This window comes from Amycolatopsis sp. NPDC043887, from assembly GCF_056435665.1.
This window is the reverse complement of the sequence record NZ_JBWKEB010000010.1, coordinates 95394-118171: the sequence shown is the minus strand read 5'-3', so window position 1 is coordinate 118171 and position 22778 is coordinate 95394. Positions and strand designations below refer to the sequence as shown.

Genomic DNA, 22778 nt, shown 5'->3' with positions numbered 1-22778 from the left:
TCTCACCGCTGGGCGACGGCGAACAGCTCGTCGTCGATCCAGCCCCTGGTGTGCAGCTCGGTGCAGAACCGCCGGTAGGACTCGGCGAGCGCGGCGCTTTCGCGCTCGTCGGGTTCGACCAGCGTTCCCTTGCCGAGCCCTGCGGACGCCTCCGTGAGCCCGCCCGGCAGGACACCCGCCGCGGCGAGCAGTGCGGCGCCGTATCCCGTTTCGGCCCGTGGGGACACCCGCAGGCCGAGCCCGGTGACGGTCGCCCGGATCCGCGTCCACAAAGGACTCTTGCTGCCGCCGCCCGCCGCCAGCAGCGGATCGGTGATCGTGACGCCGAGGCGGCGGAGGTGATCCAACGCCAGCCGCTCGAGGAAGGCGACTCCCTCCAGCCTGGCCCGGTGCAGCTCGACCTCGTCGGCTTCGCCGGACACGAAGCCCTCGGCGTCCGCGCTGGCGAACGGAAAGCGTTCGCCTTTGCGCCGCAACGGATACGCGACGATCTCGGCCGGGCCCAGCGCGGCCGCCGCCGCGTCGAGTTCGGGAAGACACTCCTGTCCGGCGACGGCCTCGCCGCCGGTGTTCGACGCGCCGCCCGGGAGCCACCAGCCATCCGGATGACGGTGGCTGTACATCGCCCCCGTCGGATCCGGGACCAGTTCTTCGGTGACTCCCTTGAGTACATAGGTCGTGCCGAGGATCCCGACGAAGCTCCCGGGGGTGACCGCCCCGGCCGCGAGCTGGCCCGCGCAGCCGTCGGTCATCCCGGCCACGACGAGGCAGCCTGCCGGGAGCCCGGCGACCGGACGGGCCACCTCGCCCAGCACGGTGGCCGGCGCGACCACCGAGGGAAGCAGGCTCGCCGGTACCCCCAAGGCATCGAACACCTCGCCCGGCCATTCGAGGGCGAGCGGGTCGTAGCCGCTCTTCAGCGCATGCGACCAGTCGGCCGCCACCGGCCCACCGGTGAGTTCCGCGGCGATCAGCTCGGGCGTGTGCCGGATCCCCGCGACGCCGGGGACGTGCTCGGCCAGCCAGGCGACGCGGCCGAGCGCGGCCGTGGCGGACACGCCGAAACCGAGCCGCCGCCAGCGATCCGCGCCGAGTTCGGTGGCCTTGAGGTTGAGCTCCGCGCCCCGCCTGTCGTCGTACATCAGCGCGGGCGTGACCGGCTCGCCCGAGGCATCGACCCCGACGATCGTCCCCGACGTCGCGGCGACGGCCACCGCGGCGACCTCGCCGCCCCTGCCCGGCAGCTCGCCGGTGACCTTCGCCAGCACCGTCTTCACCGCGGGCAACCAGGACCGGGCGTCCTGCTCGCTGCGCCCGCGGCCATCGCGGACCGGAGCGGGCAGCGGCGCGGCGGCCGAAGCGAGGACGGTGCCGCCGCGTACCGCGAGGGCGCGGACCCCCGCGGTGGCGACGTCGATGCCGATCGTGACGGGTTGGTTCACGTGATGACGACCTTCTCTCCGGCTTCTTGCAGACTCTTGTCCTCTTCGATCGCCTTCGCCGTCTCATCGGGCAATTTCAGGTAGCGCACCATGACCGCCGCGACCAGATACAGCGCGGCGAAGACGATCACCACTCCGGCCGCTCCCAGCGGGCCGAGGAACACGCTGACGATCGCCGGCCCGGCGAACGCCGCCGCGCCCGCGCCCAGGTTCAGCAGTGCCATCGCACCGCCCTTGTTCTCCGGGGCGAGGGAGGGGAGCAGCGCCGAGATCGGCACGAACCCGGCGAGCGTGGCGCCGTACAGCGCGCCGACGAGCAGCGCGAGCCAGTAGTACTCGGCGCCCATGGCGATCGGGACGAAGTACAGCAACAGGATCGAGATCGCGCAGCCGATCGCGCCGAACCAGAAGATCGTGGTGCGCCAGCCGATCCGGTCGCTCAGCACACCGAAGATCAGGTTGAAGAAGATGTTCGTGCCGTAGATGACCGAGACCAGGAGGAGCCAGCGGCTCTCCCCGAAGCCGATTTCCTCGATGAAGATCGTCGGGAAGAACACCAGCATCCCGAACTCGGGTGCCGTGTTGATGACGCGGACGAGCATCCCGACGCCGACACGCGGCTTCTTCCACGCGATCGACACGCTGGACACCAGGCTCTGCACCGGTTTCACGTCCGGCGGCGCGAGCCGCGTGTACCCGGTCCGCTGGCGGACCCCGAAGATCGCCAGCACTCCGCCGGCCGCCAGCAGGGCCACCGACACCCAGAGCGTGCCGTACTGGCCCAGCACCGGGTTCGTGAAGCTCGCGACCAGGGCGCCCAGCGTCGGCAACCCGCCGGTGAACGCGAAGTAGAACCAGCCCACGGCCGCGCCGAGCCTGGCGACCGGCGCCACCGCGGTGATCCAGACCAGGAAACCGAACGCGAACATCGGATAGCCGAAACCGCGGAGACCGTAGAACACCAGCATCAACGGGTAGTTCTCGCCTGACACCGCGACCGCGAGGAACAGCACGTCGAACACCAGCCAGATGGCCAGGCCGATCATCATCACGCGCCGCGGCCCCCACAGGTCCGACAGCGCGCCCGACAACCACGACGCCAGCATCACGGCGACGCCGTACACGGTGATGACGTACGAGGCCTTGATCTCGGTGCCCGCGCCGTTGTCCGCCATGAACGGCGCGATGAAGCCCGATTCGACTCCGTCGCCGATCATGAACAGCAGCAGCCCGGCGTAGCCGAGGAACAGCGGGGCGGGCAGGCCCCAACGGTTCAGTACGCGGGCGAACCCGCTCCCGGATCGCGATAACGGCGGTGTTACCTGGTTCATGCACGCCTCCATGACGTCGTGTCCAGCGTATCATGGATCGTGTTAACTTAACTTTCAAGATGTTACATCGATGGGTTTTCGTGTTAGCCTCGCGCGCCTGGGCGGGCCTCGGCCGCGCGTGTGTCGTCCCGTCAATCGCACGAAACGGCCTGCTCGGGCGGTCGTGAGTGGCGAGAGGCGCCTTCGGCCCTGGTCGTGGGTCGGGTTGGTCGTGAGTGGCGTTTCGGGTTCTAACCCGAAACGCCACTCACGACCCCCTCGTGCAATCGCCCACCCGGGCATCAGTCGGACATTGAGTCAGCGAAAAGTGTCCTTGGTGGACGCTCAGGGGCGCGGTCGGCTCCTGTCGGCCAGGGCAACCGAGCGCGTGACCTGCGGCAATCCTCACCGCTTACGATCAAGACCCCCATCCAAGATCAATGGGGTTCTAACCGCATTCCTCACTCACGACCACCCGTCAGGCACGCCTCAGTGCTCGCCCCATCGGCCCGCGAACCGGCAGACCTGACGCCGGGCCGAAGTCTTCAGAGCTCCGCGATGTCCACTTCCACCTGGCTTCGCATCTCCTCGGCCAGGTGGTCTTCCACCCCGTCGTCGACGATCAGCACGTCGAAGTCGCTCAACGGTGCCAGCCGGTGCAGTGCCGCGCGTTCGGTCTTGCTGTGGTCCATCAGCAGCACCTTCGTCCGGGCGCTGGCCAGCATCGCGCGTTTCAGCATCACGATCTCCGGCTCCTGGTGGAACGTCATCCGCGTGTTCATCGCCGAGGTCGAAACGAAGGTCGCGTCGACGTTGATCCGCTCGATCGCCTCGAGGCTCTGCATGCCGAGGAACGAGTCGTGGGTCGCCGAGTAGTCGCCGCCGATGCAGATGAGCCGCAGGTCGGGGACGCCTTTGAGCAGTTCGATGGCGCCGAGGTAGTTCGTCGCGACGGTCAGCGGGGTGACCCGGTGCAGCATCTTCGCCAGCGCTAGGGCGCTCGTGGAGTCGTCGAGCAGGATCGACATCCCCGGTTCGACGCGGGCGAGCGCGTGCGCGGCGATGGCCATCTTCTCCTCCGAATGCACGTTCATCCGGTAGTCGGCGTTGCTTTCGAAGACCGTCGACGGCATGGCCGACACGCCGCCCCGGTACTTCCGGAGCAGGCCGCGCCGTGCCAGTTCGTCGACGTCGCGGTGCACCGTCATGGTGCTTACGCCGGTGAGTTCCACCAGTTCGGCGATGCTCGCGGAGCCGGTCGTGAAGACGTGTTCGGTGATCAGCTGCTGACGCGTGTTACGAGAGTGTGCGCTCGCACCGGCCGTCTTCTCATCGCTCATACCGTTCAGTATCGCGTGTGCGCCGGCTGGTTGAGGCGCAGCAGGCCGGTGCGCGTGCCGTCGATCGCGATCTCGGTGACGGCCGCGTTGTCCAGCCGCGGGAACACCGTGCGGTAGGTCTCGAGCGGGATGCCGAGCAGTGCGCACAGGGTCAGCCTGATCAGCGTGTTGTGCGCGACGACCAGCACCGTCTCGCCCGGTACCTCGGCGGCGATCGCGCGCAAGGCCCCGGCTCCGCGGGCGGCCGCTTCCTCCGGAGGCTCCGAACCGGGGAAGGCGCCGGTCACGGGATCGGCGAGAAACCGCGCGACCGCCTCGGGATCCGACGCCGCCAGCTCGTCCCTGGTGCGCCCTTCCATCAGTCCGAAGTGGACTTCACGCAGTCCGTCGATCACTCGCAAGGGCAGGCCCAGCGCCTCGGCCGAAGGCGCCGCCGTGCGACGAGCCCGGCTCTGCGGCGAGCAGTACACCGCCGACGGCTCGACCGCCGCGGCGAAGCCGGCGAGCTCGTCCGCCTGGCGCAGTCCTTCCCCGGTCAGCGCGACGTCGCTGCTGCCCGCGTACCGGTTCTCGGCGTGCCATTCGGTCTGGCCGTGCCGTGCCAATAACAACCGTGCGACCACGGGATCCCTCCTCGGGGCTTGTCCAGATCACATCATCGATGTTAACTTAACAGCATCGATGTGAAAGGAGATGTCGGATGGCACTCGCCGCGGTGGTGTTCGACCTGGACGGTGTCCTCGTCGACAGTGAACACCTTTGGGAGGAGAACTGGGTGGCGTACGCCGCCCGGCACCGCACCGAATGGACGGCTGAGGACACCGCGTCCGTGCAGGGGATGAGCGCGCCCGAATGGGCCGCGTACCTCGCGAAGCGGTCCGGCACCCCGGAAAGCGCGGCCGAGGTCGAGCGTGCCGTGGTGGACGGCATGATCGCCGCGATCGAGGCGGGAGAGGCGCCCTTGCTGCCGGGCGCCGGTGAGATGGTTCGCGAGGTGAGCGCGAAGGTGCCGGTCGCGCTGGCGTCGTCGGCCGCCCGCCGGGTGATCGACGCGGTACTCGACAAGCACGGGCTCACCGGTGAGTTCTCCGCGACCGTTTCCAGCGCCGAGGTCGCCAGGGGCAAGCCGAGTCCGGACGTCTACCTCGAAGCCGCGGCCAGGCTGGGCCGGTCCGGCGAGGAGTGCCTGGGCGTCGAAGACTCCGGCAACGGCATCCGTGCCGCCGCGGCGGCCGGGCTCACCGTGATCGCGCTGCCGAACCCGGTGTACCCGCCGAAGCCGGACGCGCTGGAGCTGGCCGCCGAGGTCGCGGAGAACAACGACGACGTGCGGCGCAAGCTGCTCGCGTACCTGTCCGGCGAACTCGCGGAAGCGAGCGGGCGATGACGGTCCTGGGTACCGCGGAGACGTTCAAACGCGACTGGCTGGACGGGTTCGTCACCGCCTACGGGCGTTCGGTGCGCAAGGTGCCCGATGCGTACGGCGTGCTGCGCCGGGAGGATTCCGCGCCCAAGGTCGCGGTGGTGATCGGCGGCGGCTGCGGGCACTACCCCGCGTTCGCCGGGCTGGTCGGTCCCGGGCTCGCCGACGGCGCCGTGGTGGGTGACGTGTTCACCAGCCCGAGCGCCGAACAGGTCTATCGCACGGCACGGGCCGCGGAGAGCGGCGCCGGCGTGCTCTTCGGTTACGGCAACTACCAGGGCGACGTGCTGCATTTCGGGCTCGCCGCTCGGAGGCTGGCCGCCGAGGGCGTCGAAAGCCGGACGATCCTGGTCACCGACGACATCGCCAGCGGTCCCGCCGACGCGCCCGAAAGGCGTCGCGGCGTCGCGGGCGACTTCCTGGTCTTCAAGATCGCGGGTGCCGCCGCCGAACGCGGTGACGATCTGGCCGCCGTGCACGCGGTGGCGGAGAAGGCGAACGCGAACACCCGTACCTTCGGCGTCGCGTTCGGCGGGTGCACCCTGCCCGGCGCTTCCGCGCCCCTGTTCACCGTCGGCGAGAGTGAGATGGAGCTGGGGCTCGGCATCCACGGTGAGCCCGGTGTGCGCACGGTCGGCAGGCTGAGCGCACGGGAGCTGGCCGACCAACTGGTCGACGGCCTCCTCCCGGAGCTGCCCGCCGGTGACGGCCGGGTGGTGGTCCTGCTGAACGGGCTGGGGCGCACCAAGTACGAGGAGATGTTCGCGACCTACACCCGCGTGCACGAACGGCTCGCCGCGGCGGGGCTCAGCCCGCTGCACACCGAGGTCGGTGAATTCGTCACGTCGCTCGACATGGCGGGTGTCTCGCTGTCGATCTTAGTGCTCGACGACGAACTCGCCGAGCTCTACGCGGCTCCTTGCGACACCCCTGGCTACCGGAGCACCGGTGCCGCGCTGGCACAGGTTCCGCTGGAATCCACAGTGGACTCGCTGCTGGCCGAGACCGCACCGGGGCAGGGCATCGTGGACCGCGCGTTGACGGCGGCCCTGCACGACATCGAGGCCGACGAGGCCGAACTCGGCAGGTTGGACGCGGTCGCGGCGGACGGCGACCACGGTCTCGGCATGACCAGGGGGATGCGGGCCGCGGTGGCCGCCGCGCGGCGGGACGAAGACTCGCTGTCCACCGCGCTCCTCGCCGCCGGGACGGCGTTCGCCGACGCGGCGGGCGGTGCGTCCGGTGCGCTGTACGGGGTCCTGCTCGCCGAGACCGGTGCGGGACTGCGCGGTCTGGCGGGCGACAAGGTCACCACGGAAGCTCTCGCGAGCGCAGTGGACGGCGCCGTGAAGGCGTTCGTCGAACTGGGCAAGGCCGAGCCAGGTGAAAAGACCATGCTCGACGCCATCGAGCCGTTCAGGCTGGCGTTGCGCGAACAGGCCGAGGCGGGCGCCGACGTCCCGCAGGCCTGGCAGAAGGCGGCCCAGGTCGCGGTGAGCGCGGCCGAGGCCACTGCGGACCTGCTGCCCGCCAAGGGACGGGCGGCCCGGTTGGCGAAGCGGAGCAAAGGGCACCCCGATCCCGGGGCCACTTCGTTCGCGTTGCTCGTCACCGCGGTCGGCCAGGCTCTGGGAAAGGAAGACTGAATGCGGATCGTGGTGGCGGCGGACAACGCCGGGGTCGCTCTCAAAGACCAGCTGCGTGACCTGCTCCTCGCCGATGACCGGGTGGACGAGGTCACCGACCTCGGCGTGGCAGATGGCTCCGACGACAAGGCGTACCCGCTGCTCGGCCTCGCGGCGGCGGAGACGATCGCCCGGGGCGAGGCGGATCGCGGTGTGCTGGTCTGCGGGACCGGGATCGGCATGGCCATTTCGGCGAACAAGGTGCCCGGGGTCCGGGCCACGGTCGCGCACGACTCGTACTCCGCCGAGCGTTCGGTCAAGTCGAACGACTGCCAGGTGATCACCTTCGGCGCCCGGGCGATCGGTCCGGAGCTGGCGAAGAAGATCGTCGCCGAATGGGTCGGCTACCGCTTCGACCCGGCCTCGGCCAGCGCGAGCAAGGTCGCGCACATCACCGAATACGAGCAAGCGCTGAGTACCTGATGGTGAACCCGCGACCGCGATCGACGTCGGCAGGGCGCTGCCCTCGCAGGGCACGTCACGTCCGGCGGACAGGGCGCCCTGCCACCGCGATAGCGGGGCCTTCGGCCAGGGCGGCTTCACTCGTACGGTCACTTTTCCGGATACATCTCAGCTCCGCCAACAATCATTGAGACTGCCCGATGCGGGCACGGAGAGAGGACGCAGAGTTGCGGATACTCGCTGCGGGAGACCATTTCGTCGGCACCGGCCTGCTGGCCGACGCCGTCCGTGCCGAGATCGGCGCCGGGCACGAGTTCTCGGAACTGACCCTGCCCTGGCCGGTGGAGCCGTTCGGCCCGGTCGCGAACGTGCACGAGGCGAGCGGCACCGAGGAGCAGGTGATCGAGGCGCTGGCGGGAGCCGAGGTCGCGGTGACCCAGATGGCGCCCTTCACCGAGCAGGTGTTCGCCGCCGCGCCGGGGCTCAAACTCGTGTCGGTGTGCCGGGGAGGCCCGGTCAACGTGGACCTCGCGGCGGCCACCGAAGCGGGTGTCGCGGTGACGTACGCGCCCGGCCGGAACGCCGGTGCCGCCGCCGAATTCGCGGTGGGGATGATCCTGGCCGCGATGCGCAGGATCTCGACGTCCTCGGCCGAACTGCTGGGCGGCACCTGGCGCGGTGACTACTACGCCTACGACCAGGCCGGTCTCGAACTCGACGGGACCACCGTCGGCCTGGTCGGGTACGGCGCGATCGGCGCGCGGGTGGCCAAGGTGCTCGTGGCGTTCGGCGCGAAGGTGCTGGTCGCCGACCCGTTCGCGGACCCCGCCAAGATCGCCGCCGACGGCGCGGAACTCGTCGAGCTGGAGGCTCTGCTGCGCCGCAGTTTCGTGGTGAGCCTGCACGCCCGGCTCACCGAGGAGACCCGGCATCTGATCGACGCCGCCAAACTCGCCTTGCTGCCGGAGGGCGCCGTACTGGTCAACACCGCGCGCGGTGGCCTGCTGGACTACGCCCCGCTGCCGGAAGCCCTGCGTTCGGGACGGCTCGGCGCACTCGCGCTCGACGTGTACGACGTCGAGCCTCCGCCCGCGGACTGGGCACTGCGGGACGCGCCGAACGTGATCGCGACCCCGCACCTCGCCGGAGCAAGCAGGCAGACGGCGGAGCGGGCGGCGAGTATCGTCGCCGCCGAGGTCGGCCGGTACGTCCGCGGGGAGGCGCTCGCGAATCTGGCGAACCCCGAGGTCCTGCGGCCATGATCATCGGCGTCGACATCGGCACGTCACTGACGAAGGCGGTCGTCTTCGACAAGGCCGGGATGTCCGTGGCGAGCGCGTGCACCACGTCCGAGGTGCACCACTTGCCGGGCGGGCTGGTCGAACAAGACCTCGACCAGGTGCTCGGCACCGTGGCGACGGTCGTCCGCAAGGTCGCCGCCGGGCTCGACGGTCCGGTCACCGCGCTGGCCCTCACCGGACAGGGCGACGGACTGTGGCTGCGTGACGAGTCCGGCGAGGCAGTGCGCCCGGCGATCTCCTGGCTCGACGGACGGGCGAACTCGCTGCTCGCCGAATGGCAGGCCGACGGAGTGACCAGGGAAGTGTTCCGCCGCACCGCGTCGGGAATGTTCCCGGGCTGCGCCGCGGCGATCATGTCCTTTTTGGACACTCATGAGCCGGAGTCGCTGGACAGGGCGGCGGTGGCGGGCTACTGCGTCGACGCGGTGCTCCAGCGCTTGACCGGCGAGATCACCGTCGACGCCTCGGATGCTTCGCTGCCCTTCCTCGATCCGGCGACCCGGCGCTACGACGAAGGTGCCATCGCGGCCGTCGGACTCTCCCACCGCCGGAGCCTGTTCGTGGAGCCCGCGGCGCCGAAGACCGTTTTCCGGCTGGACGAGCGCGGAGCCGGGCTGCTCGGTCTTCCCGTCGGGCTGCCGGTCACCGCGGGGCCGTTCGACCTGCCCGCGAGCGCCATCGGCGCCGGTGTACGACGGCCGGGCGACGGCATCCTCACGGCGGGCACCACACTCGCGTGCCAGGTCCTGACGGACTCGGCGGAGTTCGATCCGGAGGGCGAGCCGGCGGGCATGTTCCTTTGCACGCCGGAAGAGGGAGAGTTCCTCCGGGCGATGCCCGCGATGGTCGGCACCGCGGGCATCGACTGGGTGTGCCGTCTGTTCGGCATCGCGGTCGAGGAGATCGGCCCGCTGCTCGACGCGAGCAGGCCGGGCGCGGGTGGTGTTCGCGCGCTGCCGTTCCTCTCCGCGTCGGGTGAGCGAGCGCCGTTCGTCGACGCTTCGGCGAGGGCGCAGTTCTCCGGCCTGAGCCTGGAGAGCGAACGCGGCGACATCGTCCGGGCGCTGTGCGAGTCGATCGCTTATGCGGCAAGGCATTGCTTCGACGCCGCCGGGCTCACCGGCACGTTGTACGCCTGCGGCGGCGGGGTTCGCTCGCTCGAGTGGACCCGCATCTTCGCCGACGTTCTCGGGCGGCCCATCGTGATCCCCGGCGATCCGGGGGTCGGCGCGCGGGGAGCGGTGATCGTCGCGGCGGACGCCCTCGGCGAGCCAGTCGACAGGGAGTTGTGGGCGGAAAGCGCACGCGTCGTCGAGGTCAGGCCCGAGAACGTAGAGTTCTACGAGCAGGGCTACGCCGACTATCAGGCCTCACTGGCCGCGGCCCGCGGACTATGGAGGTTGTGACGGTGATCCTGGCCAAAGAACGCTTGGCGGTCTGCGAATTCGCCCGCCGGATGACCACCGACGGACTCGTGGTCGGCACCTCCGGGAACGTCTCCGCGAGGCAGGGCGACCTGATCGCGGTGACCCCGACAGGAGTCGACTACGCCGGGCTGCGGCCGGAGGACGTACCGGTCGTCGGCCTGGACGGTGAGGTCGTCGACGGCTCGCTCAAACCGACCAGCGAGCTCCCGATGCACCTCACCGTGTACCGGCAGGCGGTGGATCCGGACGGCAAACCGGTCTCCGCCGTGGTGCACACGCATTCCGTGCACGCCACGGCGGTCTCCACCCTCGTCACCGAGGTGCCGCCGATCCACTACATGCTCGCCGCGATCGGCCCCACAGCCCGTGTCGCGGCCTACGCGACGTACGGCACCGAGGAGCTCGCCAAAGTGATGCTGGAGGCGCTGGAAGGACGCCGTGGCTGCCTGCTGGCGAACCACGGCACCATCACCTTCGGCGACAGGCTCGGCTCCGCCTACAGCCGGGCGCAGCAGCTGGAGTGGGTCTGCCAGGTGTGGCTGACGGCCCGGGCGGCGGGAACACCGAACCTGCTCCCGCCCGCCGAGATCGAGCACGTCGTGGAGAAACTCCGCGGCTACGGCCAGCGTTGACGTCACGCGTGTTCCGTCTCCAAGCACGCGTGTCGCGCCTCTGAACACGCGAAAACCGCTGTACGCCACCGAATGACGAGCCGACGGCAATCGTGATCGCACGACGCTAGGAAGCAGCGGGCTCGGCCTCGAAGTCCGTGGCGTCCACGGCGTGTACCGCGTCGAGGAGTTCGACGACCGTCGGATCGTCGACGGCTTCCTTGATGCACTGCCACAACTGAAGATTCGCCAACGCCCAGCGGGAGTAGTTCTCCGCCGCTTTGGGGTTGTAGAAGTAGTAGCCACTGTCGTGGACATCGCGTTGCTCGCCGACGATCTTGTCCGCCAGTTCGCGGAGGCTCAACCCGTTCTCCCGCAGATAGCGGTGGGCGAGTACGACGGGCGTCACCGGCAGCGCCTTGAACAGCGTGTCGGCGTCGCTCAACGCTTGAGCCTCGAGCGAGATGTGCCGGCCTCTGGTGGCCATTTCGGCTTCGTCGATGATCTCGTCGATCCACCGGGCCACGGTCTCCTCGACACCGCATTCCCGCAGGATGCCCAGCCGGAGGTCTCGTCCGGCGGCCGCGGGGGAGTTCCGGTGCACGATGTAGTTCACATCGTGCACCAGCGCCGCCACCTCGACGACGGATCGGTCCGCACCGTTGTGATCGGCGAACCCCGCGGCCTTGGCCCGGACGAAACTCACGTGGTGCCAGCCGTGGAACTGCAGTCTGTCCGCATAACGCCAGCACAGTCGCCGGACATGGTGTTCGACGGCTTCGATGGTCTGGGAAGGAATCGTGCTCTTTCGCGCGCGCATACACCTCTCCGATCCCGTTTACAGACGGGTGGAGCAAGGGTATGCGTCTTCGACGGCGGTGTGTAGTCAGATGCGGCCCGCCAGGTCCCCCAATCGGACCTCGACCGGAACGTGACGATGTCCGATTCCGGTCTTCGGGTCATAGGAAAGACTGAACTCGCTCACGGGACGTGATTTCACCAGAAACGTCATGGTCCCTTCGGTGGCCTCGGGAATCCGATGGAACTCGTCCGCGTACATGACGCCCGCGGATCCCGTCTGACACAGCGTGCTACGTCGTAACCGAACCGATGTGATCAATCCGGAAAGTTGATCTCGCAGGGTCGAATAGCGCTCGTGGACATAGTTGCCACGGAGGATCGTGGTGCAGAAGTGATATCTGTGGTTGTGCACGGAATCGGCGTACCCCTCGCGCCAATCCGACGGCGACTTGTACTCGTGCAGCCAGATCGAAAAGGGATCCGTCGGGCAATCGAGCAGGCACCAGGCGAAATGGGTGGTGGTCTCCCGGGACCGCTCGAGTACCGCGCTCGCCTCTTCCGGGCTCAGGGAATCCAAATGCCGCCGGAGGTCGTCGCGCAACTCTGGTCTCGACGTCCAGTCGCGAAAGATCCTGTCGACGATCTGCCAGTGCTGTGTCAGCGGCAGGTCCGTGGTCCGGAGCAGCGCGGAGAACTGGGTGAGGGGGGACAAGCGAGTGAGCAACTTCAGCTCCTCAAATCTAGTGCCGTGCGACGCCGAGAGGTCAGTGGTTCAACTCGGCGAGTGTGGTGAACTCCTTCCGGAAGGTGTGGAATTTCCCTTCCAGTTCGAGGAAGTTCTCTTCGGACAGGGGAGAGCCGGTGATCTTTTCGTACAGGGCCAGGAAATCCGCCCTCGTCGTCGTGGCCGAGATGCGGAAGTGCCGTCCGGAGCGGGACTGGGACACGCGCAGGAACTCGGAGCGTTCCTTGTTGTACAGGAACGAGCCTTCGCTGAACCGCAGCGTGCGCGGATACAACGTGGTCGCGCCGCGGATGTCGCTGTACAAGGTCACCCAAACGCTCTCGTCGAACACTTCGAGGCGGTCCAGTGGCGGATCGGCGACGACGGTGATGTCCACCAGCGAGCACCGGCTGCGCGCCAGGAACAGCCCGACGAGGCCGATGCTGATCTCGTCGTTGAGCCGCTTCCGGATCGTCTCGTAGTCCATTCCCGCTTCTTCGCTGCGCAGGAGATAGCGCGCCCTGCCGCCGATCGCGCCCTCGTCGCGTGGGTCGGCGATGACCACGCGAAGTTCCCTTTCGGTGCGGGACAACAGCAATCGGGCCGCGGCGTGCCTACCGGAGAACCCGCGGAAGAAGTAGTGCCTGGTCACGTCGAGGTCTTCGGTCATGACCCGGTTGAACAACGGATCCGGATCGGTGGTCGCCTCGAAGACGTGGGTGGGGAAGAATTCCTTGTTGAGCGAACGGTATTCGGCGCTGAGCGCTTCCAGCGCCCGGCGGCTTTCCTCGATCACCGGGGTCACCATCGCGCGCTGTGACGCGGTGGCGGTGATCAGGGTCTGGCCGAAGCCGACCACCGCGGAGATCAGGGTGCCGGTGCCCAGTGAGGTGAGCAGCGTCTTTCCGGCGCCGGGATCCATCATGCTGGAGATCCACAGGCTGAGGCCCGCGACGACGACCAGTACGGTGAGCAGCAGACTCGTCCTGGTCCAGAAGATCTCTTGCAACGGGGTACGGCGGAGCCGATCGGCTTCCGCGGGCACGAAGGTCACCTCCTTGATCGGCACTCGAACGGACGAACGCAGTGCGTATCGGTTTGAGTGCGGGGAGTTACTCTACGCGCATCGTGACCAGGCCGAAATAAGAAATTCGGGGGAAAGCACCCGACAACGAAGGTGACGCTCGGCGATGCCAGTTTCGCGTCGCAGGTTTCGCCGGATCGCGAAAAAACCACTCACGGAGCGTGCGGAAGGATTCCTTCGTACCACGCGGGTCCGGGCTTCGCCGACGTCAAGGTTTCGACGACTGCCGAAGACGGTGCGGAGTACACCGTGGGGAAGTCGATCTCGCCCTTGCTCGGGTCCAGTGTCCACGCGAGCCGCTCATCTTCCAGCAGAAAATGCGCGTCCGCACCGTTTTTGTTGCCTCTGGGGTCGAGCCGGATCCACCGGTCCAGGTCGGCGACGTACACGCCGTTGAGCCCGTGCAGAACGCCGATCCGCTGATAGCAGAACCCTGCCGGGATGCCTTGGCTGCGAAGCAAAGCGGCCAGCAGATGGGCCTTCGCGTAGCAGAGCCCGACTCCCTCGCGCAGAACCTCGGAGGCCATAAGAGTGACCCGGGAATCGACGGCGTCCACCGTATGGTCGATCTCGTCGCGCACGAAGTGAAACATCGAACGAATCACGTCGACTTCGGTGCCGCCGGTCGGTGACAGTCCGTCAGCCGTTTCGCGGATCAGTGGGTGATCGTGATCGATGATCGCGTCGGCGGCGAGATAATCTTCGAGCCGCTCGGATTCGATCTTCAGTGCGATTTTCACGCGGCACCACCCAATACCGTGTCGACGACCTCTTCGAGGAATTTCGGACCGGCTTCGCCGCCGCGCAGCAGCAGCCGGAACCAGATCGCTCCCGCGAGCAGATCCATCACCAGAACCGGATCGACGCCGGCGCGCAGTTCGCCCCTCGCGGTGGCGCGTTCGAAGATCGGCTCTTCGCGTGCCATGCGGTCGGCGAAGAAACTCCGTGTCACGTCACCGAGTTCGGGGCGCCGGGGGCCCGCGGTCAAGGTCGCCGTGACGACCGGCGCGGTGCGCTCCGAGGTCAGCAGCCGGTGGATTTGCGTTGCCACGGCGAGAAGATCGCCGCGCAGGCTGCCGGTGTCGGGGACGTCGACGGCGAACAGGCCCGAATCGCGCAGCGCGGCGGCCAGGAGCGCGTCCTTCGACGGCCACCATCGGTACAACGTCGTCTTGTTGACGCCGGACCGGGCGGCGACGGCCTCGATGGCGAGCTTGTCGTAGCCGTGCTCGGCCAGAAGTCCGAGGGTGGCGGCGAAGATCGCCTCGGCCTTGCGCGGGCCCTTCCGGGTACTCACCGGAGCACAATACAACGCACCGTTGCGTTGTGCGGTGAGCGGGCGTAGTTTGCAACGCAACGGTGCGTTGTATTCAGGAGGTAGTCCATGATTCCCCTCGTCTTCGTCCACGGCATCCGGCTCAGCGGCGCCGCCTGGACCGAGCAACTCGAACTGCTCGGACAGGCCGCGAAAGCAGTCGACCTCCCAGGCCACGGCACCCGCCGGAGAGAGCGGTTCACCCTGGACGATGCGGTGGATGTGATCGCCGAAGCCGTCGACGAACCCGCGCTGGTCGTCGGGCACTCCCTCGGTGGATACGCCGCCATCGCCGCGGCCGCACGGTATCCGGAGCGCGTGGCCGGCCTCGTCGTCGCGGGCTCGACCTTCCTGCCCGGCCGGGCACTGGAGACTCCGTTCCGCGCAGCGCACCGCTTGCTCATGCGGCTGCCGGACCAGGGGGAACGGCTGAGCCGATGGCAGTTCCGAAGTGCCCTGCCGCCGAAAGTCGCCGAAGCGGTGATCGGCGGCGGCATCGCGACCGAGGTCATCCCGGATGTCGCCAAGGCCTTCGCGGACTTCGACGTGCTGGCGGAACTCGCGGCCTACCCGGGCCCCACCTGGCTCGTCAACGGCTCACGCGACCACTTCCGCCGCCACGAACACCGCTTTCTCGACGCCTGCGCCGACGGACGCCTTATCTCCGTGCCGAAAGCCGGGCACTACCTGCCGATGGTGCGGGGCAAGGAGTTCTCCCTGTTGCTACTCGACGCGGCCCGCAGCCTGTCGATCTCCGGCAGCCGGTAATTCGGAGGCGCCCGGCGCCGCCCCCGGCTAAGGTGATCACCATGTGTTCCGTCATCCACAATTGGCAGGCTGTTCGCACCCGGTCGACGCGCTGACCTGGTGCCGCTCTTCGTCGGCGTCAAGGTCCACACGTCCACCGTTAGCCAAGGGATGACAAGGATCTTTCACCATGCGCGCACTTTCGCGCCCCATTTTCGTCTTCGTTCACGGCGGCTCCAGTAATGCACGGGCGTGGGGCCCGTTGCAGAACGAACTGGCTCTGCTCGGATACCGTTCGCACGCCGTCGACCTGCCCGGCCACGGGGACCGAGCGGACAGCCCGGCCGCCTACTACCGCCAACCCCAGGACCTCGCGGCACTGGCTTCCGCTCCCTCCCCGCTGCGCGGAGTCACGTTGCAGGACAACGTGCGGCACGTCGTGGACACCCTGCGACGGCTCGACGGCCGAGCGCCGGTCGTCCTGGTCGGCAACAGCCTCGGCGGGCTGACGATCAGCGCCGTCGCCAACGCCGCGCCGGACCTGCTCGGCCGCGTCGTCTACCTCTCCGCCCTCTGTCTCAGCGACCCGGCCATGCTCACTGAACAGTGGGACGTGGTCGATGAAAATCTGCTGGACGCGCTGGCGGCGCGGATCACCGTGCCGGAGGTGAACGAACCCGGCGTGGCCCGGCTGAACTGGCGAGGTGCCCACGGCGACCCGGCCTTGTTCGCCGAGTTGAAGGCCGCCATCATGGCCGATTCCACCGACCACCAGTTCCGGCTGTTGCTGGACTCTCTGGATCCGGACGAGAGCTACGCGGTACTCGAGCCGAGCGCCTTGGTTCAGGCGGACGGGTGGGGGCGTGTCCCGCACACCTACGTCCGGCTCGCCGCGGACCACAGCATCACTCCGGCGGTTCAGGATTACATGATCCGCAAGGCCGACGAGCTGACCCCGCACAACCCCTTCGAGGTGCACACCCTGGCCTCGTCGCACGTCGGCTACTTCAGCCGGCCGCGGATCTTCGCCGAGCTGCTGATCGATCTCGTCTGAGACAGCGCCCTCGCCGCCGGTTTCGGCGGCGAGGGCGCTTCAGGCTCGCAGCCTGTCGATCTCCACCGTGAGCTCGGAACGCAGCGAGTCGTGCTGAGGCCCCAACGACGAGGCCCAGTTTTCCACCGGATACAGCCAGACCGGACGCCCGACCACGTCGGCCGGCTCCCAGTCGTACCGCGGCCAGACGTGGGCGTGCAGGAACGGATCCGTGTTGCCGAGGATCTCCAGATTCACCCTCCGGAAACCAGGATCCCTCCGCGCGCAGACGTTTTCGACGGCTTCGCCGAGCAACTCCATATCCGCCAGGAACTTCAGCCGTCGCGGTCGCGGTAGACCGGTCAGCCTGCCGACAGTGGGGGAATCGGTCAGGAGGACGCAGTAGCCCGGGAGGAACTGCGTATCGCCGATCACCGCGAAGCCCGCGTCCAGCCGCCGCAGCACCGTCGGGTTCTCCCCGCGCAGCGCCGAACCGATCCGATCCCGCTTCCAGTCGCCGGTCATGCGGCCAAGCTAGCCGACCGGGAACATCGAACCACCGGAACCGGTGAACTGGGCGGTCAGCCGGACCGGCTCCGGATGGGGAGCCAGGACGATCGAGGCAAAAGGCGTCGCGGCGGCCTGTGATCCGTAGTTGGTGTGCAGATGCGCGCTGACGTGGACGTTCCGGTCGGCGGGGATCTCGAACGTGACCGCACCCCAGGAGACCACGAACTGCCTGCCGTCGATGCTCACGATAGGGGCGTACGGCACAGAGCTGGAGGGGAACGGACGCAGTTCGACGGTGAGCAGGCGGCGTGGGCCGTCGTGGTTGTCGACGTACGGGATCACGCCGGGCTGAGCGGCCAGGTCGGTCATTCTCGGGCTCCCTCAGAACTGGTAGTAGAGGAACGGGCTGAACGTCCCGGTCGCGATCAGGATGGCCGCGTACACCAGCCCGACGGTCATGACGCCGATCCGCAGCGCCGTCGCGGGGCGGCTCCGTGAGGACTCCAGCAGCGGCCCGGTCACCGGATGCGCGGGCAGGAACACGATCGCCAGCGCGCACAGCAGGATGACCAGCCGCTGGTTGGTCACCGCGCTCTCGACTACGTCGGTGAGGCCCGTGAAGTCCGGCAGCACCATGTGCCCGATCATGCCGAGCGCGTGCGGCAGGTCCTTGGCGCGGAAGAACACCCAGCCGAACACCACGAGCACGAGCGTCAGCGCGCGGCGGCCGATGCGGGCGGCCTGCGACTTGGGGGTGACGTCGTAGCCGAAAGCGCGTTCCACGATCAGGAGCGCGCCGTGATAGATGCCCCAGATCAGGAACGTCCACTGCGCGCCGTGCCAGAACCCGGTCAGCACGAACACGATGCACAGGTTCCGGTACGTGTGCCCGGCGCCGGTGCGGTTGCCGCCCAGCGGGATGTAGACGTAGTCGCGGAACCAGCGCGACAGCGACATGTGCCAGCGCCGCCAGAACTCGGTGATGGTCACCGACGAGTACGGTCTCGCGAAGTTCTCCGGCAGCCGGAAGCCGAGCATGCGCCCGAGCCCGATCGCCATGTCGGAGTACCCGGAGAAGTCGAAGAACAGCTGAAGCGTGTACCCGATCGCGCCGAGCCAGGCGATCGCGAAGGTCATCTGGTCGGGTGGCGTGTTGAAGCAGGCGTCCACCATCGGGCTGAGCGAGTCCGCGATGATCGTCTTCTTGCACAACCCGAGGGCGAACCGCGGGAAACCGGCGGCGATGTCGTCGAGGCGGTGGGACCGCTGCTGCGGCAGCTGGTCGGCGATCTCCCGGAACCGCACGATCGGCCCTGCCACCAGCTGCGGGAACATCGCGATGTACGCGGCGAACGACACCGGGTCGCGCAGCGCGCGGCGTTCACCGCGGTAGATGTCCACCACGTAGGAGATGTGGTGGAACGTGTAGAACGAGATGCCGATCGGGATGACCAGGTCGGCCACCGGGAAACCGCCGCCGAACCAGTGCGTCACGGCCGCGATCTGCTGCGTCGCGAACCCCGCGTACTTCCAGATCAGCAGCATGCCGACGTTGAGGCCGATCACCCCGAGTAGCAGCCGCTTGCGCCGTTTGTTCTGCAGATCCCACGCGTTCGGCTCCAGCGCGGGCCCGGCCAGGAAGTTGACCACCATGCAGCCGAGCAGGACCAGCGTGTACGGCCCGGCGCCGGTGGCGTAGAAGATCAGGCTGCCGACCGCGACGATGCCGTTCCGCCACCTGCGCGGGCACACCAGTACGGCGAGCAGGACCGCCGGCATGAAGTACCACAGGAACAGCGGTGAAATGAACGACATCGGTGCGGGGTCCCCCAGGGCGGTTACGCGTTATCCGCTGGTGACCCTAGCCTGAGCGCCTGGTGGCGGAGCTGAGATGGCCCGGAAAAGTGACCACACTCGTGAACCCGCCCGGCCGACGTCGATCGCGGACGCGGGTTCACCAAGAGTCACCGCACCCCGCACCGTGTGACGAAGTGCGGGGTCAGACACGTCCCGCGAGCCGACGGCGGCGCGCCACCTCGGCCAGCAGCACCCCGGCAGCGACCGACGCGTTGAGCGATTCGACGCCGGCCGCCATCGGGATCGAGACGGTCGCGTCACAGGTTTCGCGCACCAGCCGGGACAGGCCGCGGCCCTCGGAGCCGAGCACGATGACCAGCGGATCCGCCGCGAGGTCGAGCTCGTCGATGTCCACCGAACCGTCCGCGTCGAGGCCGACGACCATCAGGCCGTCGTCCTTCCACGCCTTCAGCTGACGGGTCAGGTTGGTCGCGACGGCGATCGGCAGCTTGGCCGCGGTGCCGGCGGACGTCCGCCACGCGACCGCGGTCATGCCCGCGCTGCGCCGCTCCGGCAGGAGGACCCCCTGCGCGCCGAACGCGGCGGCCGAGCGGATCACCGCGCCGAGGTTGCGCGGGTCGGTGACGCCGTCGAGCGCGACGAACAGCGGGGTCTGCCCCGAGTCCTTCGCCACGGCCATCAGGTCGCGCGGGTCGGCGTAGACGAACGGCGGGACCTGCAGGCCGAGGCCCTGGTGCATGGCCCGGTTGGTCTTGCGGTCGAGTTCCTCGCGCGGGATCTCCAGGATCGAGATGCCCTTGTCGCCGGCGAGCCGGACGGCCTCGTTCACGCGGTCGTCGATCTCGATGTTGATCGCGACGTACAGCGCGGTGGCCGGCACGTCGGCGCGCAGCGCCTCGACCACCGGGTTGCGCCCGGCGATCAGCTCCGGCTTGTCGGCCTTCTTCTGCCGCGCCTGGTCCTTGCGGTCACGCGCGTTGGCCATCCGGTACGCCTTGTGGCCGGGCCGGTCCTCGGCCTTGGGCGTCGGGCCCTTGCCTTCGAGGCCCTTCCGGCGCTGGCCGCCGGAGCCGACGACCTGACCCTTCTTCGTGCCGGGCTTGCGAATAGCGCCCTGGCGCCGGGAGTTGCCTGCCATCAGTGAGAATCCTTGAGCTAGAAACCGAGTAAGTGTCAGACGTCCTTGACGGTCCACTGTGGACCGTTCGGCGTGTCCTCCACCACGATGCCCGCCTGCTGGAGGCGGTCACGCGCGGCGTCCGCACGGGCGAAGTCCTTCTCGGCGCGGGCCTGCTGCCGTTCGGTGAGCAGCCCTTCCACGAGTTCGGACAGCGCCTGCCGGGTGGGCGTCTCATCGCCGCCCGCCTCGGACCAGCGCGCGGAGAGCGGGTCGAGGCCGAGCACGTCGGTCATCGCGCGCACGGAGGCGGCGATTTCGAGTGCCTTGGAATTGTCGGCCGCGTCGAGGGCGGCGTTACCGTCGCGGACGGTGTTGTGCAGCACTGCGAACGCCTGCGGAGTGGCCAGGTCGTCGTCGAGCGCGGCGGCGAACCCGTCCGGGATCTCGCCGAGGTGGACCGCGCCGGTGATGCCCGCCGTGCGGCGGAGGAACTGCTCGATCCGCCGGTAACCCTGCGCGGCTTCGGCGAGCGCTCCGTCGGAGTACTCGATCGTCGACCGGTAGTGCGGCTGGACCAGGTAGTACCGCAGTTCGGGCGCCCGGTGGTCCTTGAGCATCTCCGGGATGGAGACCGTGTTGCCCAGCGACTTCGACATCTTCTCGCCGGACATGGTCACCCAGGCGTTGTGCAGCCAGAACCGCGCGAACGGGTCACCCGCCGCGTTCGACTGGGCGCGCTCGTTCTCGTGGTGTGGGAAAACCAGGTCGACGCCGCCGCCGTGGATGTCGAACTCGGCGCCGAGGTACGTGGTCGCCATCGCCGAGCATTCGAGGTGCCAGCCGGGACGGCCGGGACCCCACGGCGTCGGCCATGACGGCTCGCCCGGCTTCGCGGCCTTCCACAGCGTGAAGTCGCGCGCGTCGCGCTTGCCCTCGCCGAGGCTCTCGCCCTGCTGGACCTCGTCGAGCTTCTGGCCGGAGAGATCGCCGTAGCCGTCGAACGCCTTGACCGAGAAATACACGTCGCCGCCCGAGGCGTACGCGTGCCCGCCGTCGATCAGCCGCTGCATCAGCTCGACCATCTGCGTGACATGCCCTGTCGCCCGAGGGGCGATCGAAGGCGGCAAGCAGCCGAGGGCTTCGTACGCCGACTCGAAGGCGCGCTCGTGCGTGGCCGCCCATTCCCACCAGGGACGATCCGCCGCGGCGGCCTTGGTGAGGATCTTGTCGTCGATGTCGGTGACGTTGCGGACCATCAGCACGTCGAGTCCACTGTGGACGAGCCAGCGGCGCAGGACGTCGTAGTTCAGCGCGCCGCGGACGTGGCCGATGTGGGGAACACCCTGCACGGTGGCACCACACACGTACATGGACGCCGTTCCGCTACGGGCGGGATGGAATTCCCGCACGCTCCGGGTCGCCGTGTCATAGAGGTGTAGTGCCACCCTAAAAGGGTACGGGGTCGGCGTGAGCGGTGTCGCAGTGACCGTATTACAGCACGTTATGGGCACGCATGACGCTGAGCAGGGCGTCCGGCCGCTCGGTCGTCGGCAGGGGCTCTACCAGCGCGAACGCGCAGCCGATGTCGCGCGCGGCACCGTCGGCCTCCTCGCTGTCGCCGACCATGAGCGTTTCCGCCGGGTCGACCCCGAGCCGCTCGACGGCCGCGCGGAAGATCTCCGGCTCCGGCTTCACCGCTCCGACCTCGAACGACAGGACGAACTCGTCGACGTAGGCGTCCCAGCCACGGCGGCCGAAGGCGGGCCGGATGTCGAAGGCGATGTTGCTCAGCACCCCGAGCTTCACGCCCTTGCCGGAGACGCCCTTGAGGACGGCCTCGGTGTCCGGGTACGGCGTCCACTGGGTGGGATCGATCAGCCGGGTGTAGAGCGCGACCGCCTGGTCGGCGTGCGGCACCCCGGACTGCTTGAGGACCTCGAGGTACACCTTCCGGTGCAGCACCGGGTCGCGATCGCGGTGGTTCCAGGCGTGCAGGTGCTCCTCGTCGAGATCGACGACCTGGCCGACCGGCGCGGTCATCCGGCGCATCAGTTCGGTCTGGGCCTCGATGTCGAGCCGCTCGCCCTCGTGGTCGGTGAGGTCGGCGAGCCAGGTCTCGTCCTGTTCGAGTCGGAAGACCGTGCCGGAGAAGTCGAACAACACAGCGCGAAAGGTCACGGGTTCCACATTAGCCACGATCGTGGGGTTCCTGCCGCCCCTCGCGTGTGAGATGAAAGGTCCTTTCCTTGCAGATTTTGCAAGGAAAGGACCTTTCATGGCGCGTGTCAGGCGGCGTTGCCGGTGATCTTGGTGGGCGTGATCCGGACCAGCACGCGGACGACGTCGGCAGGCTCCTCCGGGTAGTCCTTGCCGAGGTACTTGTGCGAGAGCTCGTTGATCAGCTCGCGCCCGCCCTCGTCGGTCATCTCCACGGTGCCGCGGATCTCGACGTAGTCGTACGGGTTCTCCTGGTCGAAGACCGAGACGGACACCCGCGGGTCCCTGGCCATGTTCCGCTCCTTGAGACGGCCGCGGACGGTCGCGAAGATCACCGTGTCGCCGTCCCGCCTCGCCCACAGCACGGACGTCTGCGCGGAGCCGTCGGCGTTGACGGTCGCCAGCACCGGGAAGTTGTTGCCGTCGAGGAGTTTCTTGGTCGCGTCGTTGAAGGTCACACCCATGTCG

At 68.4% G+C, this 22778-nt stretch carries 24 protein-coding genes; 8 read left to right on the top strand and 16 right to left on the bottom strand.

The annotated features are described in order from the left end of the window. Window positions 1–2: 2 nt before the first annotated feature. The 4 genes from AC069H_RS26280 to AC069H_RS26265 all read right to left on the bottom strand — a co-directional run bounded on the left by AC069H_RS26280 (window position 3) and on the right by AC069H_RS26265 (window position 4715). Complete coding sequence (locus tag AC069H_RS26280) at window positions 3–1442, bottom strand: FGGY-family carbohydrate kinase (RefSeq protein WP_478229292.1); 1440 nt, start codon at window positions 1440–1442, stop codon at window positions 3–5. Then, window positions 1439–2773 (bottom strand): MFS transporter, encoded by a 1335-nt coding sequence (locus AC069H_RS26275; protein ID WP_478234134.1) that lies wholly within the window; start codon window positions 2771–2773, stop codon window positions 1439–1441. The genes AC069H_RS26280 and AC069H_RS26275 overlap by 4 nt, the downstream gene beginning before the upstream one ends. Window positions 2774–3297: 524 nt before the next feature. Continuing rightward, window positions 3298–4092 carry a DeoR/GlpR family DNA-binding transcription regulator gene (locus AC069H_RS26270; protein WP_340686328.1) on the bottom strand — a complete coding sequence of 265 codons (795 nt, stop codon included), beginning with the start codon at window positions 4090–4092 and terminating at the stop codon, window positions 3298–3300. 5 nt (window positions 4093–4097) lie between these two features. Next, complete coding sequence (locus AC069H_RS26265; protein WP_478234133.1) at window positions 4098–4715, bottom strand: histidine phosphatase family protein; 618 nt, start codon at window positions 4713–4715, stop codon at window positions 4098–4100. Between the two features lie 77 nt (window positions 4716–4792). On the opposite strand from AC069H_RS26265, the gene AC069H_RS26260 reads away from it, so the two are divergent. From AC069H_RS26260 to AC069H_RS26235, 6 genes are all read left to right on the top strand, one after another. Next, window positions 4793–5479 carry an HAD family hydrolase gene (locus tag AC069H_RS26260; RefSeq protein ID WP_478229295.1) on the top strand — a complete coding sequence of 229 codons (687 nt, stop codon included), beginning with the start codon at window positions 4793–4795 and terminating at the stop codon, window positions 5477–5479. Next, entirely contained in the window at window positions 5476–7161 is a 1686-nt protein-coding gene (locus AC069H_RS26255) for a dihydroxyacetone kinase family protein (RefSeq protein ID WP_478234132.1), read from the top strand. The genes AC069H_RS26260 and AC069H_RS26255 overlap by 4 nt, the downstream gene beginning before the upstream one ends. Further along, entirely contained in the window at window positions 7162–7623 is a 462-nt protein-coding gene (locus AC069H_RS26250; protein WP_340686332.1) for a ribose-5-phosphate isomerase, read from the top strand. A gap of 206 nt (window positions 7624–7829) precedes the next feature. Continuing rightward, complete coding sequence (locus tag AC069H_RS26245; RefSeq protein WP_478234131.1) at window positions 7830–8864, top strand: 2-hydroxyacid dehydrogenase; 1035 nt, start codon at window positions 7830–7832, stop codon at window positions 8862–8864. Then, on the top strand, window positions 8861–10309 hold the full coding sequence (locus tag AC069H_RS26240) for an FGGY family carbohydrate kinase (protein WP_478234130.1): 1449 nt from the start codon (window positions 8861–8863) through the stop codon (window positions 10307–10309). The genes AC069H_RS26245 and AC069H_RS26240 overlap by 4 nt, the downstream gene beginning before the upstream one ends. Window positions 10310–10311: 2 nt before the next feature. Then, complete coding sequence (locus AC069H_RS26235) at window positions 10312–10962, top strand: class II aldolase/adducin family protein (protein ID WP_478234129.1); 651 nt, start codon at window positions 10312–10314, stop codon at window positions 10960–10962. Window positions 10963–11068: 106 nt separating this feature from the next. Here AC069H_RS26235 and AC069H_RS26230 read toward each other — a convergent pair whose 3' ends face one another. The 5 genes from AC069H_RS26230 to AC069H_RS26210 form a co-directional block, all read right to left on the bottom strand. Next, window positions 11069–11761 carry an HD domain-containing protein gene (locus AC069H_RS26230; protein WP_478234128.1) on the bottom strand — a complete coding sequence of 231 codons (693 nt, stop codon included), beginning with the start codon at window positions 11759–11761 and terminating at the stop codon, window positions 11069–11071. Window positions 11762–11827: 66 nt separating this feature from the next. Next, complete coding sequence (locus AC069H_RS26225) at window positions 11828–12466, bottom strand: hypothetical protein (RefSeq protein WP_478234127.1); 639 nt, start codon at window positions 12464–12466, stop codon at window positions 11828–11830. A 40-nt stretch (window positions 12467–12506) separates the two neighbouring features. Continuing rightward, entirely contained in the window at window positions 12507–13553 is a 1047-nt protein-coding gene (locus AC069H_RS26220; RefSeq protein WP_478234277.1) for a hypothetical protein, read from the bottom strand. Window positions 13554–13702: 149 nt separating this feature from the next. Continuing rightward, window positions 13703–14290 (bottom strand): transglutaminase domain-containing protein, encoded by a 588-nt coding sequence (locus AC069H_RS26215; protein ID WP_478234126.1) that lies wholly within the window; start codon window positions 14288–14290, stop codon window positions 13703–13705. Continuing rightward, window positions 14287–14847, bottom strand: coding sequence for a TetR/AcrR family transcriptional regulator (locus AC069H_RS26210; protein WP_478234125.1), 561 nt, complete (start codon window positions 14845–14847; stop codon window positions 14287–14289). The genes AC069H_RS26215 and AC069H_RS26210 overlap by 4 nt, the downstream gene beginning before the upstream one ends. Before the next feature lie 87 nt (window positions 14848–14934). Here AC069H_RS26210 and AC069H_RS26205 point away from each other — a divergent pair, with 87 nt between their 5' ends. After that, window positions 14935–15633, top strand: a complete 699-nt coding sequence (locus AC069H_RS26205; protein ID WP_478234124.1) for an alpha/beta fold hydrolase — start codon at window positions 14935–14937, stop codon at window positions 15631–15633. Window positions 15634–15802: 169 nt separating this feature from the next. Then, on the top strand, window positions 15803–16666 hold the full coding sequence (locus AC069H_RS26200) for an alpha/beta hydrolase (protein ID WP_478229304.1): 864 nt from the start codon (window positions 15803–15805) through the stop codon (window positions 16664–16666). Between the two features lie 39 nt (window positions 16667–16705). Here AC069H_RS26200 and AC069H_RS26195 read toward each other — a convergent pair whose 3' ends face one another. The 7 genes from AC069H_RS26195 to AC069H_RS26165 all read right to left on the bottom strand — a co-directional run bounded on the left by AC069H_RS26195 (window position 16706) and on the right by AC069H_RS26165 (window position 22774). Then, window positions 16706–17170: a hypothetical protein gene (locus AC069H_RS26195; protein WP_478229305.1), complete on the bottom strand. Its 465-nt coding sequence runs from the start codon at window positions 17168–17170 to the stop codon at window positions 16706–16708. A gap of 9 nt (window positions 17171–17179) precedes the next feature. Then, window positions 17180–17524, bottom strand: a complete 345-nt coding sequence (locus AC069H_RS26190) for a hypothetical protein (RefSeq protein ID WP_340686341.1) — start codon at window positions 17522–17524, stop codon at window positions 17180–17182. 12 nt (window positions 17525–17536) lie between these two features. Then, complete coding sequence (locus AC069H_RS26185; RefSeq protein WP_478234123.1) at window positions 17537–18970, bottom strand: MBOAT family O-acyltransferase; 1434 nt, start codon at window positions 18968–18970, stop codon at window positions 17537–17539. Between the two features lie 184 nt (window positions 18971–19154). Beyond that, window positions 19155–20111, bottom strand: coding sequence for a 23S rRNA (guanosine(2251)-2'-O)-methyltransferase RlmB (rlmB, locus tag AC069H_RS26180; protein WP_034310192.1), 957 nt, complete (start codon window positions 20109–20111; stop codon window positions 19155–19157). A 35-nt stretch (window positions 20112–20146) separates the two neighbouring features. Then, the gene (gene cysS / locus AC069H_RS26175; protein ID WP_478234122.1) at window positions 20147–21538 is read right to left on the bottom strand and encodes a cysteine--tRNA ligase; all 1392 of its coding nucleotides are present in this window, start codon (window positions 21536–21538) and stop codon (window positions 20147–20149) included. A gap of 46 nt (window positions 21539–21584) precedes the next feature. Further along, the gene (locus AC069H_RS26170) at window positions 21585–22271 is read right to left on the bottom strand and encodes an HAD family hydrolase (RefSeq protein ID WP_478234121.1); all 687 of its coding nucleotides are present in this window, start codon (window positions 22269–22271) and stop codon (window positions 21585–21587) included. Window positions 22272–22378: 107 nt separating this feature from the next. Further along, a complete protein-coding gene (locus AC069H_RS26165) occupies window positions 22379–22774 on the bottom strand; it encodes a PPOX class F420-dependent oxidoreductase (protein WP_478229309.1) in 396 nt (131 codons plus the stop codon). Window positions 22775–22778 lie beyond the last annotated feature (4 nt).

What these genes read in the sequence shown, in the direction of transcription:
- AC069H_RS26190 (WP_340686341.1), bottom strand. Translation starts at nt 17,524, where the DNA reads ATGACCGACCTGGCCGCTCAGCCCGGCGTGATCCCGTACGTCGACAAC.
- AC069H_RS26240 (WP_478234130.1), top strand. Translation starts at nt 8,861, where the DNA reads ATGATCATCGGCGTCGACATCGGCACGTCACTGACGAAGGCGGTCGTC.
- AC069H_RS26230 (WP_478234128.1), bottom strand. Translation starts at nt 11,761, where the DNA reads ATGCGCGCGCGAAAGAGCACGATTCCTTCCCAGACCATCGAAGCCGTC.
- AC069H_RS26270 (WP_340686328.1), bottom strand. Translation starts at nt 4,092, where the DNA reads ATGAGCGATGAGAAGACGGCCGGTGCGAGCGCACACTCTCGTAACACG.
- AC069H_RS26275 (WP_478234134.1), bottom strand. Translation starts at nt 2,773, where the DNA reads ATGAACCAGGTAACACCGCCGTTATCGCGATCCGGGAGCGGGTTCGCC.
- AC069H_RS26255 (WP_478234132.1), top strand. Translation starts at nt 5,476, where the DNA reads ATGACGGTCCTGGGTACCGCGGAGACGTTCAAACGCGACTGGCTGGAC.
- AC069H_RS26195 (WP_478229305.1), bottom strand. Translation starts at nt 17,170, where the DNA reads ATGACCGGCGACTGGAAGCGGGATCGGATCGGTTCGGCGCTGCGCGGG.
- AC069H_RS26165 (WP_478229309.1), bottom strand. Translation starts at nt 22,774, where the DNA reads ATGGGTGTGACCTTCAACGACGCGACCAAGAAACTCCTCGACGGCAAC.
- AC069H_RS26250 (WP_340686332.1), top strand. Translation starts at nt 7,162, where the DNA reads ATGCGGATCGTGGTGGCGGCGGACAACGCCGGGGTCGCTCTCAAAGAC.
- AC069H_RS26260 (WP_478229295.1), top strand. Translation starts at nt 4,793, where the DNA reads ATGGCACTCGCCGCGGTGGTGTTCGACCTGGACGGTGTCCTCGTCGAC.
- AC069H_RS26200 (WP_478229304.1), top strand. Translation starts at nt 15,803, where the DNA reads ATGCGCGCACTTTCGCGCCCCATTTTCGTCTTCGTTCACGGCGGCTCC.
- rlmB (WP_034310192.1), bottom strand. Translation starts at nt 20,111, where the DNA reads ATGGCAGGCAACTCCCGGCGCCAGGGCGCTATTCGCAAGCCCGGCACG.
- AC069H_RS26205 (WP_478234124.1), top strand. Translation starts at nt 14,935, where the DNA reads ATGATTCCCCTCGTCTTCGTCCACGGCATCCGGCTCAGCGGCGCCGCC.
- AC069H_RS26185 (WP_478234123.1), bottom strand. Translation starts at nt 18,970, where the DNA reads ATGTCGTTCATTTCACCGCTGTTCCTGTGGTACTTCATGCCGGCGGTC.